The organism is Cyanobium sp. A1C-AMD, from assembly GCF_024346495.1.
Lineage (GTDB): Bacteria > Cyanobacteriota > Cyanobacteriia > PCC-6307 > Cyanobiaceae > Cyanobium_A > Cyanobium_A usitatum.
The window spans coordinates 25,195-37,233 of the sequence record NZ_JAGQDB010000006.1 but is presented as its reverse complement, the minus strand read 5'-3'; the positions used below and the strand labels follow the sequence as shown (position 1 = coordinate 37,233).

The 12,039-nt window shown below is 61.7% G+C and carries 13 protein-coding genes; 6 read left to right on the top strand and 7 right to left on the bottom strand.

Features of this window, described 5'->3' with window-relative positions; translation table 11 throughout:
• Nucleotides 1-17: 17 nt before the first annotated feature.
• Nucleotides 18-863: a lipopolysaccharide heptosyltransferase family protein gene (locus KBY74_RS02210; RefSeq protein ID WP_254941309.1), complete on the top strand. Its 846-nt coding sequence runs from the start codon at nucleotides 18-20 to the stop codon at nucleotides 861-863.
• A gap of 72 nt (nucleotides 864-935) precedes the next feature.
• Nucleotides 936-1,688, top strand: a complete 753-nt coding sequence (gene fabG / locus KBY74_RS02205) for a 3-oxoacyl-[acyl-carrier-protein] reductase (RefSeq protein WP_254941308.1) — start codon at nucleotides 936-938, stop codon at nucleotides 1,686-1,688.
• Here the strand turns inward: fabG and KBY74_RS02200 are convergent.
• Entirely contained in the window at nucleotides 1,685-1,924 is a 240-nt protein-coding gene (locus KBY74_RS02200) for a hypothetical protein (protein ID WP_106501449.1), read from the bottom strand. The genes fabG and KBY74_RS02200 overlap by 4 nt on opposite strands.
• Before the next feature lie 134 nt (nucleotides 1,925-2,058).
• Here KBY74_RS02200 and groL point away from each other — a divergent pair, with 134 nt between their 5' ends.
• A complete protein-coding gene (groL, locus tag KBY74_RS02195; protein WP_254941307.1) occupies nucleotides 2,059-3,741 on the top strand; it encodes a chaperonin GroEL in 1,683 nt (560 codons plus the stop codon).
• 11 nt (nucleotides 3,742-3,752) lie between these two features.
• On the opposite strand, the gene KBY74_RS02190 is transcribed toward groL, so the two are convergent.
• The 6 genes from KBY74_RS02190 to KBY74_RS02165 all read right to left on the bottom strand — a co-directional run bounded on the left by KBY74_RS02190 (nucleotide 3,753) and on the right by KBY74_RS02165 (nucleotide 8,689).
• The gene (locus KBY74_RS02190) at nucleotides 3,753-4,427 is read right to left on the bottom strand and encodes an N-acetylmannosamine-6-phosphate 2-epimerase (protein WP_254941306.1); all 675 of its coding nucleotides are present in this window, start codon (nucleotides 4,425-4,427) and stop codon (nucleotides 3,753-3,755) included.
• Nucleotides 4,428-4,766: a hypothetical protein gene (locus tag KBY74_RS02185; protein WP_254941305.1), complete on the bottom strand. Its 339-nt coding sequence runs from the start codon at nucleotides 4,764-4,766 to the stop codon at nucleotides 4,428-4,430.
• Nucleotides 4,767-4,864: 98 nt separating this feature from the next.
• On the bottom strand, nucleotides 4,865-5,710 hold the full coding sequence (locus KBY74_RS02180) for an ABC transporter permease (RefSeq protein WP_254941304.1): 846 nt from the start codon (nucleotides 5,708-5,710) through the stop codon (nucleotides 4,865-4,867).
• Nucleotides 5,710-6,732 carry an ATP-binding cassette domain-containing protein gene (locus tag KBY74_RS02175; protein WP_396121812.1) on the bottom strand — a complete coding sequence of 341 codons (1,023 nt, stop codon included), beginning with the start codon at nucleotides 6,730-6,732 and terminating at the stop codon, nucleotides 5,710-5,712. The genes KBY74_RS02180 and KBY74_RS02175 overlap by 1 nt, the downstream gene beginning before the upstream one ends.
• Before the next feature lie 18 nt (nucleotides 6,733-6,750).
• On the bottom strand, nucleotides 6,751-7,734 hold the full coding sequence (locus KBY74_RS02170) for a heme o synthase (RefSeq protein ID WP_254941302.1): 984 nt from the start codon (nucleotides 7,732-7,734) through the stop codon (nucleotides 6,751-6,753).
• Nucleotides 7,727-8,689 carry a COX15/CtaA family protein gene (locus tag KBY74_RS02165; protein WP_254941301.1) on the bottom strand — a complete coding sequence of 321 codons (963 nt, stop codon included), beginning with the start codon at nucleotides 8,687-8,689 and terminating at the stop codon, nucleotides 7,727-7,729. The genes KBY74_RS02170 and KBY74_RS02165 overlap by 8 nt, the downstream gene beginning before the upstream one ends.
• A gap of 195 nt (nucleotides 8,690-8,884) precedes the next feature.
• Here KBY74_RS02165 and KBY74_RS02160 point away from each other — a divergent pair, with 195 nt between their 5' ends.
• From KBY74_RS02160 to KBY74_RS02150, 3 genes are read left to right on the top strand one after another with little or no spacing between them, the layout of a single operon-like run.
• Nucleotides 8,885-9,757, top strand: a complete 873-nt coding sequence (locus tag KBY74_RS02160) for a cytochrome c oxidase subunit II (RefSeq protein WP_396123065.1) — start codon at nucleotides 8,885-8,887, stop codon at nucleotides 9,755-9,757.
• A gap of 9 nt (nucleotides 9,758-9,766) precedes the next feature.
• Nucleotides 9,767-11,389 (top strand): cytochrome c oxidase subunit I, encoded by a 1,623-nt coding sequence (gene ctaD, locus KBY74_RS02155; RefSeq protein ID WP_254941300.1) that lies wholly within the window; start codon nucleotides 9,767-9,769, stop codon nucleotides 11,387-11,389.
• The gene (locus KBY74_RS02150; protein WP_396123064.1) at nucleotides 11,386-11,994 is read left to right on the top strand and encodes a heme-copper oxidase subunit III; all 609 of its coding nucleotides are present in this window, start codon (nucleotides 11,386-11,388) and stop codon (nucleotides 11,992-11,994) included. Before ctaD ends, KBY74_RS02150 begins: the two co-directional genes overlap by 4 nt.
• Nucleotides 11,995-12,039 lie beyond the last annotated feature (45 nt).

Below are 12,039 nucleotides of genomic sequence, written 5' to 3'. Positions count from 1 at the left end.
AACCTGTGTCGTTTGCGATGCGCGCCCTGTTTCTGATTCCGGGCGGCAGCAGCCAGCAGCTGCAGAGTTTTGCAGCCGTTGCTGCCGTCGCCGACCAACTCCATGCCGACGTCCAGGTGGTCTGTCCGTTAGCGGCGGTGCCCCTCTGGGGCCTGCATCCAGCCGTGGAACGGGCCATGCCCTTCACCTACGAGCAGGCAACCCTTGCCGATTGGGCCAACTTGATGGGTTCGGTGCGGGAGCCTGATTTTCAGGTGAGCCTCAATCTGGCGCCCAGCCGCCAGATGGATCTGATGCTGTCGATGAGCCACATCCCCACCCGGGTGGCCAGCAGTGGCTTTTCCGCCACCGAGCGGATCACCCCCATCGAGGGCGGCTGGGCCAACCAGGCCTTTGAAGCCTTCCTGCGGCCCATCGGGGTGCGGCTCGAGGCTGATTCTTTCCGGTTGCCGATCGCCCCGGCCGACCTGGAGGCCGCGAGCGCGGCCCTACCCAGTGGCGATGGACCGGCCCTGCTGCTGGCCCCCTCCGCTGCTGGCGGCGACTGGCCAGCCCAGCAATGGCAAGACCTACCCGCCCAGATCCGCAGCAAGCTGCCCACCCTGCGGACCGTGCGAGCACTAGCTGGGACTGGGGCTGGAGATATGCGTAAGCGCGCCGCCCAGATCGCTAGTGCCGATGTGGTGCTAGCCAGCGACCCCGTAGCCATCGAATTGGCCCTGCTGCTCGGCCTGCCGCTGGTGGCCCTAGGCCGGGATCCCGCCAGTCTGCCCAGCCGTGCTGGGGTGCAGGGCCTCGGCAGCGCCGCCAACCTCAGCCAACTTGGCCACGCCGAGGTGCTCGCCGCCCTGGGACTGGGATAATTGGGGTTCGGGGGATAGTCAGGCCATACGATCAGCGCCACAAACCCCAGTGCCGCGATGTCGAGTGCCGTGATGTCCAGCCCAGCCCCCCTGGCCGGCCAAGTGGCGCTGGTTACCGGTGCCAGCCGCGGTATCGGTCGCGCCATCGCCCTTGAGCTGGCAGCGGCCGGCGCCCAAGTAGTGGTGAATTACGCCAGCTCCCCCGATGCCGCCGAAGCGGTCGTGGCTGAGATCACTGCTGCCGGGGGCGAAGCCTGGAGCCATCGGGCCGATGTAGCCGATGAAGAGCAGGTCGACGCGATGGTCAAAGCGGTGCTCGCCAAGGGCGGCCGGCTCGACGTGTTGGTTAACAACGCCGGCATCACCCGCGACGGCCTGCTGATGCGGATGAAAACCGCCGACTGGCAAAGCGTGATCAACCTCAATCTCACCGGCGTGTTTCTGTGCACCCGCGCTGTGAGCCGCGCCATGCTCAAGGCCCGCAGCGGCCGCATCATCAACATCACCTCAGTGGTGGCCCTGATGGGCAATCCAGGCCAGGCCAACTACAGCGCCGCCAAGGCCGGGGTGATCGGCCTCACCCGCAGCAATGCGGCTGAATTTGCCGCCCGTGGGGTCACCGTCAATGCCGTTGCCCCAGGCTTCATCGAGAGCGACATGACCGCCGAGCTCGACAAAGAACTAATCCTGGCGGCGATTCCCCTGGGGAGGATGGGCAGCGCCGCCGAGGTGGCAGGTGCAGTGCGCTTTCTGGCCGCCGACCCGGCTGCCGCCTACATCACCGGCCAGGTGCTGCAGGTGGATGGCGGCATGGTGATGCGTTAAGAGCTTGTGAGCGGCTGAGCCAACTCCTCGCGCAGCCGGCGAATCCGCTGCAGCAGGCGCAGACGGCGACTGCGGGCGGTGATTGTCAAAAACAGCCTCACCGGCACATAAACCAAAGCCATCAACACCCCGGCCGCCGCCACGAGCACAAACACCATGGCGTTTGCAGTGGAACCCGGATCCAGCGAGATGGCTTCGTCCGCGCTCTCCAATGCTGTCTGCAGCAGATCCTCCATTGCTGAACCCTATCGAGCCTGGAGCGAATCAGTAGCCCAAAGCAGCAGCTTGATTCGGCTTTCCCCACCCCACTGCGTTAGCTAGGCGGTGGTCCGCTGTGGGACCCTGACTTCACTGAGTGTCCGCCGTTTTCATGGCCAAGCTGATCAGCTTTTCAGATGCCTCCCGTGGCGCCCTTGAGCGTGGTGTAAACGCCCTGGCCAACGCGGTGAAGGTCACCATCGGACCCCGCGGCCGCAACGTTGTGCTCGAAAAGAAATTCGGCGCGCCCGAGATCGTTAATGACGGCGTCACCATCGCCCGGGAGATCGAACTCGAAGATCCCTTCGAAAACGTTGGCGCCAAGCTGATGCAGCAGGTGGCCAGCAAGACCAAGGACACCGCCGGCGACGGCACCACCACTGCCACACTGCTGGCCCAGGCACTGGTCCGCGAAGGCCTCAGAAACGTGGCTGCCGGCGCCAGCCCGGTCGTGTTACGCCGCGGCATGGAAAGGGCCACAGCCCAGATCGTGGCTGGCATCGCCGAGAGGGCCCAACCCGTCGCCGGTGAAGCGATTCGCCAGGTAGCCGAGGTGAGCTCCGGCAACGACGAAGAGATCGGCCGAATGATCGCCGAAGCCATGGGCAAGGTGAGCGCTGACGGCGTCATCACCGTTGAGGAGTCCACCTCCTTGGCCACCGAACTGGAGATCACCGAAGGCATGGCCTTCGACCGTGGCTACAGCTCCCCCTACTTCGTCACCGACCAGGAGAGGCGCGAATGCGTCTTTGAAAATGCCCTGATCCTGATCACCGACCGCAAAATCAGCACCATCACTGATCTGGTGCCCGTGCTGGAGGCGGTTTCCAAGGGCGGCAGGCCCCTGCTGATCCTGGCGGAAGAAGTGGAGGGAGAAGCTCTCGCCACCCTGGTGGTCAACAAAAACCGGGGCGTATTGCAGGTTGCAGCAGTGCGGGCCCCTGGTTTTGGGGATCGCCGCAAGGCCATGCTTGGCGACATCGCCGTACTCACCGGCGCCACGGTCGTGAGCGAAGACCAGGCCATGACCCTGGACAAGACCGGCCTAGCCGAGCTCGGTCAGGCCCGCCGCATCACCATCACCAAGGACAGCACCACGATCGTGGCCAGCGGTGAGCACCAGGCAGTCGTTGCTGATCGGGTGGCCTCAATCAGGCGCGAGCTCGACAACACCGACTCCGATTACGACCGCGAAAAGCTGCAGGAGCGGATCGCCAAACTGGCTGGAGGAGTTGCCGTGATCAAGGTGGGTGCTCCCACCGAAACCGAGCTCAAAAACCGCAAGCTGCGCATCGAAGACGCCCTCAACGCCACCCGCGCTGCAGTGGAGGAGGGAATCATTGCTGGTGGCGGCTGCACCCTGTTGGAGCTGGCCGAAGGGCTGAGCAGCCTGGCGGCTAGCTGCCAGGGCGATGAGCGCACCGGCGTCGAGATCGTCAAGCGGGCCTTAGCCGAGCCCGTGCGCCAGATCGCCCACAACTCCGGCGCCGATGGCGCCGTGGTGGCAGCTGAGATCCTGCGGCTGGGCAAGGGCTACAACGCCCTAACCGGCGTCTACGAAGACCTCCTGGCCGCTGGCATTCTCGATGCGGCCAAGGTGGTGCGCCTAGCCCTTCAAGACGCGGTCTCGATCGCCTCCATGCTGATCACCACCGAGGTTGTGATCGCTGATAAGCCCGAACCAGAAGCAGCAGCCCCCGGCGGCGACATGGGAGGTATGGGCGGAATGGGAGGTATGGGCGGAATGGGAGGTATGGGAGGTATGGGAGGCATGGGCATGCCCGGGATGATGTGATCCCAGGCTGCTCAGCCAGCCAGCACATCCCGTACATAGGCAGCAACCTGCAAATCGACCCCGGTGATTGCCGTGCCCACAACCACGGCATCAGCGCCGAGGTCGAGGGCTTGGCGGGCCTGCTGAGGGCTTGATATGCCGCCCTCGCAGATCAGACTCACATCGATGGGTAATTGCTGCCGCAGCAGGGGCAATAGATCCCAGGCTGGTGGCTTCTGGCCTGAGGTTGACTCCGTGTAGCCATAAAGAGTCGTGCCGACCCAGGTGCAACCCAGCTCGGCGGCACGCAGACCATTGGCAACGCTGTCCACATCCGCCATCAGCACAGCACCAAGCTCCCGCTGGGCGCGGGCGATCAGACCCTCTAAATTTTCACCCCCGGGGCGATAGCGCTCGGTGGCATCAATCGCCACCACATCGGCACCAGCAGCCCAAACAGCACGAATCTCCTCCCACCCCGGGGTGATGTACACCGAGCTGTCTGGGTAGCTGCGCTTCCATAGGCCCACGATCAGGGCCGTTGGGCAGCGTTGACGAACAGCGCCGATGTGCTCTGGGCTTTCCAGACGCACCCCAGAGGCGCCATTGCGCAAACTGGCATCTGCCATGGCGGCGATCACATCGGGATCGCGCATCGGAGATCCCTCGGGGGCCTGCACCGAAACAATCAAACCGGAGGGCTTCACTCAGCTGGCCAGGGGAAGGTGAAAGTCATCGAGCTCTTCAGCATCCGGCAGCCAGGCCCGTAGGGAAGCATGGGCAAAGGGCGCAGGAGCGGCATTGCGCGCTGCCGGAGCCAGGGCATCCTGCACAAGGGCCAGCACAGGCCGTTGCTCAACTCGTTGCTCAACTCGTTGCACAACTGGTTGCACGCTGGGCTGAAGGTTGGTTTCCAGGCCAGCCTGGGAGCGCAGCCAATCAGCCGCCCCTACTCCTTGGCCCACGCAAAGTGGGCCGGAGATCAGGGCTTCGAGGGCCGCCAACCCCCTGCGGTGCGCCCACTGCTGCACCAGACGCTGGGCCATGGCCTGATCCCGTTCTGCAACCGCCGCCAGCAAACGGTCCCCTAAGTCGGGACGGTCGGACGGGGGGAATCTGGAGGGCTGCGTCACGAAAGGACCTGCTAGGTGAGCTTGCGATCCAAAAGCGGCCGAATCAGCAGGAACAACCCGGCGGCCAGTAAGGCGAGCACCCCTAGGCAGGTGGCGCTGCTGAGCTGGCCGTAGGGGGCCTCCAGCACCACTGCGGTGAGAGAGACCTGTCCCGCATAGGCGGCACGAATCGGTTCTATCGCGAAGGTAAGGGGATTAAGGGCCGCTAGCCAGCCCAGCCAGGCAGGCATGAACGACAACGGAGCCAAAGCGGTGCTGGCAAACAGCAGTGGCAGGTTGGCCACAAAGATCACCGCAATCAGCTCGATGTGGCCTGGCAGCGCAAAAGCGAGCCCCAAGCTCAGGGCCGTGACTGCAAAAACCAACAACAGCAAGGTGACCAATACCAGCAGCAGCCCAGCACCACCAGGCCAGCCGTAACCCAGCAATGCGGCAGTGCCCATGATCGCCAGGCTCTGCACCAAGCTCAGGGTGGTGATGTAGAGCACCGAGGCGAACACGATCGAGCTGCGCGAGCGCAGCGGCGCCACCAGCAGCCGGTTGAGGAAGCCAAATTCGCGGTCAAACATCAATGGCAGGCCGGCGTTCAGGGCCGCACTGAAGGCCGTGAACACGATCACACCTGCGCCAAGGAAGCGCCCATAACTGATGCCGCCAGGCAGCAGGCCCGCCGGAGCCTTGGCAAACAGGGCGCCAAACAACACCAGCCAGATCAGGGGCTGCAGCACCCCCGCCACCAAGGTGGAAGGCCGACGCTGCAGCTGTACGAACAAACGACGGGTGAGGGCCAGGGTTTCTTGACTGATCTCGGCCAAGGCGGATGCCTCGGGTTGGGGGCCTGGAAGGGTTGTGGTCATCACATGCTCGCTTTGCGTTCAGCCTTGGGATCACGGCTGCCGGCCACCGCCAGCTCCGCGTCCATCAGGGTGCGGCCGGTGGCCTGGAGATAGACATCATCGAGGCTGGGGCGGCTCTGGGCGAGGGCGAAAACCGGGAGGTCGGCTGCCGCCAATTGGCGGCGCAGCTGCTCAACAACGCCATCGTGCTCAATCACCAGATTCAGGGAGTAGCCCTGGGCCCGGTTCACCACCACCTGGCGTACCCCGGCGCAATCGTGCAGCAGGCTGCGCACCCGCTCAGCTTCGTCGGCATCACTGAATTCACGCACCCTTAAGGTCACTCGATCACCACCCAAGGCGGCCTTGAGCACAGCAGGAGCGCCCTCGGCGATGACCTTGCCAGCCTCGATGATCGCCAGATGGTCAGCCAGGGCATCAACCTCCTCTAAGTAGTGGCTGCTAAGCAGCACGGTTGTGCCGCCATCGCGAAGCTGACGCAAGACGGACCAGATCGCAGCGCGACTCTCGATATCAAGGCCGACGGTGGGCTCATCGAGCACCAGCACCTTGGGGCTGTGCAGCAGGCCAGCGGCCAGATCGAGCCGGCGCCGCATTCCGCCCGAGTAGCTACCGCAACGCCGATCAATCCAGTCGGCCATGCCGAGCAGCTCGATCAGCTCGTCCATGCGCCGGTTCCGGGCAGCTGGGGTCAGGTGATAAAGATCACCCTGCAGCTGCAGCAGTTCGCGGCCGGTGAGGATCTTGTCGATTGCTACCTCCTGGGCCACGTAGCCCAACAAGCGACGCACCGCCCGGGGCTCGGCCAGGGCATCAACGCCGCCTACCCGCACGCTGCCGCTGTCAGGGGCCAGCAGGGTGCAAAGGATGCGCAAGGCGGTCGTCTTACCAGCACCGTTAGGACCAAGCAGGCCATAGAGGCTGCCGGCCGGTACTTGCAGGGAAAGGTTGTCGAGGGCAATGACGGCAGTTGCCGCCTTTTTGCCCCCGTAGCGCTTGCAGAGCTGCTGCAGTTCGATCACCGACTCAAGCCGCTCCAATCAGCCGACCAATGTAGGCAAGCCAGCAAAGGGGACGTTGAACAGCTGGGGGCCCAGCAGGGCTGCCTGCGGTAAGCGGGCCAACAAAAGCAACGCACAGATGCCGAATAAATAGAAAATCGACCAGCGGAACATGGCCTTGGCCCGTTGGGGTTCGTCAGGCTGGCTGCGTAGCTGGGAGCTCAACTGGAGCAGGCGGGCGTTGAACGGCAGCACCATCAAGCCATAAAGCAAGCCACCCGTTGGCAGCGCCACGATCCCAAGCAGGCTCAAGCCAACGGTGGCCCAGGCGTAATGACTGATGGCCCGAGTCGTAACCGCTACTCCCTTGACCACCGGAAGCATCGGGATGCCCACGGAGCGGTAATCGTCCTTGAGCAGCAGGGCAAGGGCCCAGAAGTGGGCTGGCGTCCACAACATCACAAGGGAAAACAACCACCAGGAAGCCCAGCCAAGGGAGCCGGTGGCAGCGGCAGCTCCCACCAAGGGCGGAATAGCCCCGGCCACCCCGCCGACCACGATGTTCTGACTGGTGCGCGGCTTGAGCAGGGCTGTGTAGAGCAGCACATAACTGCAGAGCCCCAACAGGGAAAGGCTGGCAGCCAGCGGATTAACGCCCATAACCAGCACTGCCACCGACAGGATGGTGAGGCCAATGGCTAGGGCAAAGGCCTGGCGCTGGGCCAGACGACCAGAGGGCAGGGCACGGCGACTAGTGCGCTGCATGCGCCCATCGAGATCCTGTTCCCAGAGGCAATTGAGCACACCGGCCGCAGCCGAAGCCAGGCTGCCCCCCACAAGGGTGCAGATGATCGTGCTGGCGGCGGGTGCATCGCCACTGCTGAGTGCCATCCCACCGAGGGTGGTGGCGAGCAGCAGCGGTATGAGTCGGGGCTTGGCAACTTCAAGCCAGGCCGGCAATTTCACCGAGGGGCGGATCGCCGGGGCAACGGCGATTGGAGCTGTGATAGTTGCACTAACCATGAGCCACCTCGGAAGACGTTTGAGACATGGGCAAGGTCTGGCCTGAGTTGCCAAGGGAGCGGGCAAGCACCGCTGCAAGCAGAGCGACCAGCAGCGCTGCCAGCAGTTGGTGGCCGATCGTCACCAGCGGCGCCTGCAGCTGGAGCTTCAAGGTCCAAATGCCCAGGCTCACCTGGGCCAGCACCAAAACGGCCGCTCCCTGGGCGAGGCCGGGCAGTTGACCCTGACCTGGGGGCAACAGCAGGGTTGCTGCAGCTAGGGCCAGCACTCCGAGAGCTGCTGGCATGGCGAGCTGGCGGTGAGCAAGCAGCCAGCGGCAGCCATTGCCGGCACTCAAACACTGATCAGCCGCCCATTGGCTGGCCATGGTTCCACCCAGCAGGCACTGGGCGAACACCAGCACCAGAGCCAAGCTCGCCAGCAGCTGCCACCAAAGCGGAGGGCTGATCGAGACCCTATTGGCCATTGCCAGGCGCTGGTAGAGGCCACTTGTGAGCGCAACCAGCAGCAAGGCCGTGGCGAGATGGGCAGTAACTAGCGGCGCTGCCAGTAGCTGGGTGACGGTGAGAGCCCCCAGGCCCCCTTGAACCAACACCAGAAAGAGCGTCCCAGCAGCCAGCCAGGGCAACCAAGCGGGCAGGCGTCGCCGCCAGAGAAAACTCGCTGCCGTAAGAACCAGCAGGGCCACGCCCACTACGAAGGCATCAAGGCGGTGAAACCACTCCAAAAACACCTGGAGATTCATCTGACGACCTGGCAGGAGGCGGCCGTAGCAAAGGGGCCAGTCAGGACAGGCCAGACCCGCCTCCATAACCCTGGTGGCACCGCCGATGCCAACCAAGGCCACCAACGCCACCACTAGATGGGAGGCAAGTAAGGCGAGCCGCTGGATCAGAACAGGGTCCGGCCTGCTGCGGATGCTTGGGTTTAGGGGTGGTTGGAGATTTGTCGTCACGGAAACGACCATCCCGAAGTCCAGAGAAGCTAACCAAGTTGTTCAAAACGAGGGACTCTTAATTGCCCAGATCACGAAGTGAAAACATCAGCCCTGCTTGCAAGCGGCTGAGGCGTTGATTTGCCAACCAAGGCAAAGATCGACCCGCACATCGCAGCCAGTGCCCATAGGCTGACTGGAAGCTCAAACAGCACCGTGCCAATTCGCACCGCCCTAGCTGTGCTCACGGCCACCACAGCCCTTGTGCTGACAGGGCTTTGGGTTGGCAACAACGTCAACATGCTGCCGCTGGGCGCCAGTAGCAACGCATCCACCTACGACGATCTATTTAAGGTTTTATTCAGCATTGGCACCGTGCTATTTCTCGGCATCGTGATCCTGCTGGTTTACAGCTTGTTTCGATTTAGGCGCCGCAGCGGCGATGTCAGTGATGGGCTGGCAATAGAGGGAAATCTGCCCTTGGAGATTGTTTGGACAGCAATCCCCGCAGTGGTTGTTTTGTTTGTCGGTCTATACAGCTACGACATTTATGAGCGAATGGGCGGTATGGCCACGCTGAACGATCACATGGCCATGGATCACGGGGCTATGGATCACGGAGCTATGGATCACGGGGCCATTCAACAGGTCAGTGTTAACGAAGGGGATACGGCTGGGCGGGTTTGGGGTGGTATTGGGGTAGCCGGCATGGACGCCGCTCCTGCTGGTCCGGTTTTACCTGTTGAGGTAACCGCTATGCAATTTGCCTTCATTTTTCACTATCCAGGCTCAGATATAACCAGCGGCGAACTGCATGTGCCCACCGGTCAACAAGTTGAGTTGCGCATGGAAGCCCGTGACGTAATCCATGCCTTCTGGGTGCCCCAGTTCCGTCTCAAGCAGGACGTAATTCCAGGCCAGCCAACCGTGCTCTCCTTTACCGCCACTCGGGCTGGCACCTATCCGATCATCTGCGCCGAGCTTTGCGGGCCATACCACGGCGGCATGCGCTCCAACGTGGTAGTGCACGAGCCCGATGCCTACGACAACTGGTTGCAGCAGAACACTCCCAACCGCACCACCACCTGACGACCCGCCATGACTCTCGCCAACCCAAGCGATTTCGACGGCAACCTGCAACCCCAAGGCTGGCTGCGCTACTTCAGTTTCAGCCTCGATCACAAGGTAATTGGGCTGCAGTATTTGGTTTGTGGCTTCATCTTCTATTTGATCGGCGGCGCCCTAGCTGGGGTTATTCGCACGGAACTGATTAGTCCAATCTCCGATTTCGTCAGCCGTGAGACCTACAACGAGGTGCTCACCCTGCATGGCACGGTCATGATCTTTCTTTGGATCGTGCCAGTCGTAAATGGCGCCTTCGGCAATTATCTGATTCCCTTTTATGTGGGCGCCAGAGACATGGCTTTCCCCCGTCTCAACGCTGTGGCCTTCTGGCTGATTCCACCTGCGGGCATTCTGCTTATCAGTAGTTATTTTATTGCCGGAGCGGCTGCCCAATCCGGCTGGACCGCCTATCCACCCCTAAGCCTCACCACCCCAGCAGCAGGCCAAGTGGTGTGGATATTGAGCGTGCTTCTGCTTGGTGGCAGCTCGATTTTTGGCGGCATCAACTTCATTGCCACCATTCTGAAGCTGCGGCGTCCTGGGCTGAAGCTGATGATGCTGCCCATGTATTGCTGGGCGATGCTGGGCACCAGTGTTTTAGTTGTGCTGTCGACGCCAGTACTGGCAGGCACCCTAATTCTGCTCAGTTTCGACATCATTGCCCACACCGGATTTTTCAACCCAACGATGGGTGGAAACGTAGTAGTTTATCAACACCTTTTTTGGTTCTATTCCCACCCGGCTGTATATATAATGGTGTTGCCAGCCTTTGGGCTCGTCAGCGAAATACTGCCTATCCACGCCCGCAAACCTCTTTTTGGTTACACCACGATGGTGTATTCGATTATGGCGATCGTTTTCCTTGGCCTAATTGTTTGGGCTCACCACATGTTCACCAGCGGCACACCGCCGTGGATGCGCCTGTTTTTCACGATTGCCACCTCCTTTATCGCCGTCCCAACCGGGATCAAATTCTTCAACTGGTTGGCAACTTTGTGGGGCGGCAAGATTGCCCTCAATTCGGCGATGTTGTTTTCATGCGCCTTCATCGTTAATTTTGTATTCGGCGGCATCACTGGCGTAGCCCTGGCTCAGGTGCCTTTTGATATTCACGTTCATGATACATACTTCGTGGTGGGTCACTTCCACTACATTGTTTACGGGGGCACGGTATTTGTTATTTTCGGATCTTTGTATCACTGGTATCCGAAGTTCACCGGTCGCCTGCTCAACGAGGACCTGGGGAGGCTCCACTTCCTGCTCACTTTTGTTGGTTTCAATCTCTGCTTCGCACCCCAGCACTGGCTCGGCTTAAATGGCATGCCTCGTCGAGTTGCCGAATACGACCCCGCTTTCACCACCCTTAACCAGGTGAGCAGCGTGGGCGCCCTGTTGATGGCCATCAGCACCCTGCCACTGCTTATCAACGTGGTGGTTACGGCGATAAATGGCAAAGAGGCTGGTGACAACCCTTGGAATGCCCTTACATCTGAGTGGCTTACCAGTTCGCCGCCACCGGTTGAAAACTGGCACGGCGAGGCACCACTAGTTACCGAGCCCTACGGCTACGGCCAGCACCCGGAGACAAAAGCGTGACCAGCACCACACCCCTACAGGATTCAGTCGCCATTGAGGCTGGCCACAGCCCAGCTGGTGAGGGCCACGGAGATTTCCGCCTATTTGGCCTAGCCACCTTCTTAGTGGCAGATGGCATGACCTTCGCCGGTTTTTTTGCCGCCTATCTCACTTTCCGGGCCGTGAATCCGCTGCCGGAAGGGGGGATCTATGAGCTCGAATTGCTGCTACCCACCATCAACACGGTGGTTTTGATCATCAGCAGCTTCACCTTTCACCGCGCGGGCAAGGAATGTCGGGCCGGACAGCTGGGGGCCAGCCGCCTCTGGCTTGCAATCACTGGTGGCCTAGGCGCGATTTTCCTGGCGGGTCAGATGGTCGAGTATTTCAACCTGCCCTTCAGCCTCACCGACAACCTTTTTGCCAGCACCTTCTACGCCTTAACAGGCTTCCACGGCCTCCACGTGACTCTTGGCGTGATCTGCATCGCCATCGTTGCTCTGCAAACTCGCCAGGGAGGACGCATCAGCGCCAGCGACCACTTCGGCCTAGAAGCGGCTGAGCTCTATTGGCATTTCGTTGATGGCATCTGGGTTGTGCTCTACGGAATCCTGTATCTGCTCTGAGGCGCCAAGTCGTCAACCGCTGGCACGGATGGCGATTTCCTTGCG

Excerpts from the sequence above, each read along its gene's own strand:
- KBY74_RS02210 (WP_254941309.1), top strand. The coding sequence starts at position 18 with ATGCGCGCCCTGTTTCTGATTCCGGGCGGCAGCAGCCAGCAGCTGCAG.
- fabG (WP_254941308.1), top strand. The coding sequence starts at position 936 with ATGTCCAGCCCAGCCCCCCTGGCCGGCCAAGTGGCGCTGGTTACCGGT.
- KBY74_RS02200 (WP_106501449.1), bottom strand. The coding sequence starts at position 1,924 with ATGGAGGATCTGCTGCAGACAGCATTGGAGAGCGCGGACGAAGCCATC.
- groL (WP_254941307.1), top strand. The coding sequence starts at position 2,059 with ATGGCCAAGCTGATCAGCTTTTCAGATGCCTCCCGTGGCGCCCTTGAG.
- KBY74_RS02185 (WP_254941305.1), bottom strand. The coding sequence starts at position 4,766 with ATGGCCCAGCGTCTGGTGCAGCAGTGGGCGCACCGCAGGGGGTTGGCG.
- KBY74_RS02180 (WP_254941304.1), bottom strand. The coding sequence starts at position 5,710 with ATGACCACAACCCTTCCAGGCCCCCAACCCGAGGCATCCGCCTTGGCC.
- KBY74_RS02170 (WP_254941302.1), bottom strand. The coding sequence starts at position 7,734 with ATGGTTAGTGCAACTATCACAGCTCCAATCGCCGTTGCCCCGGCGATC.
- ctaD (WP_254941300.1), top strand. The coding sequence starts at position 9,767 with ATGACTCTCGCCAACCCAAGCGATTTCGACGGCAACCTGCAACCCCAA.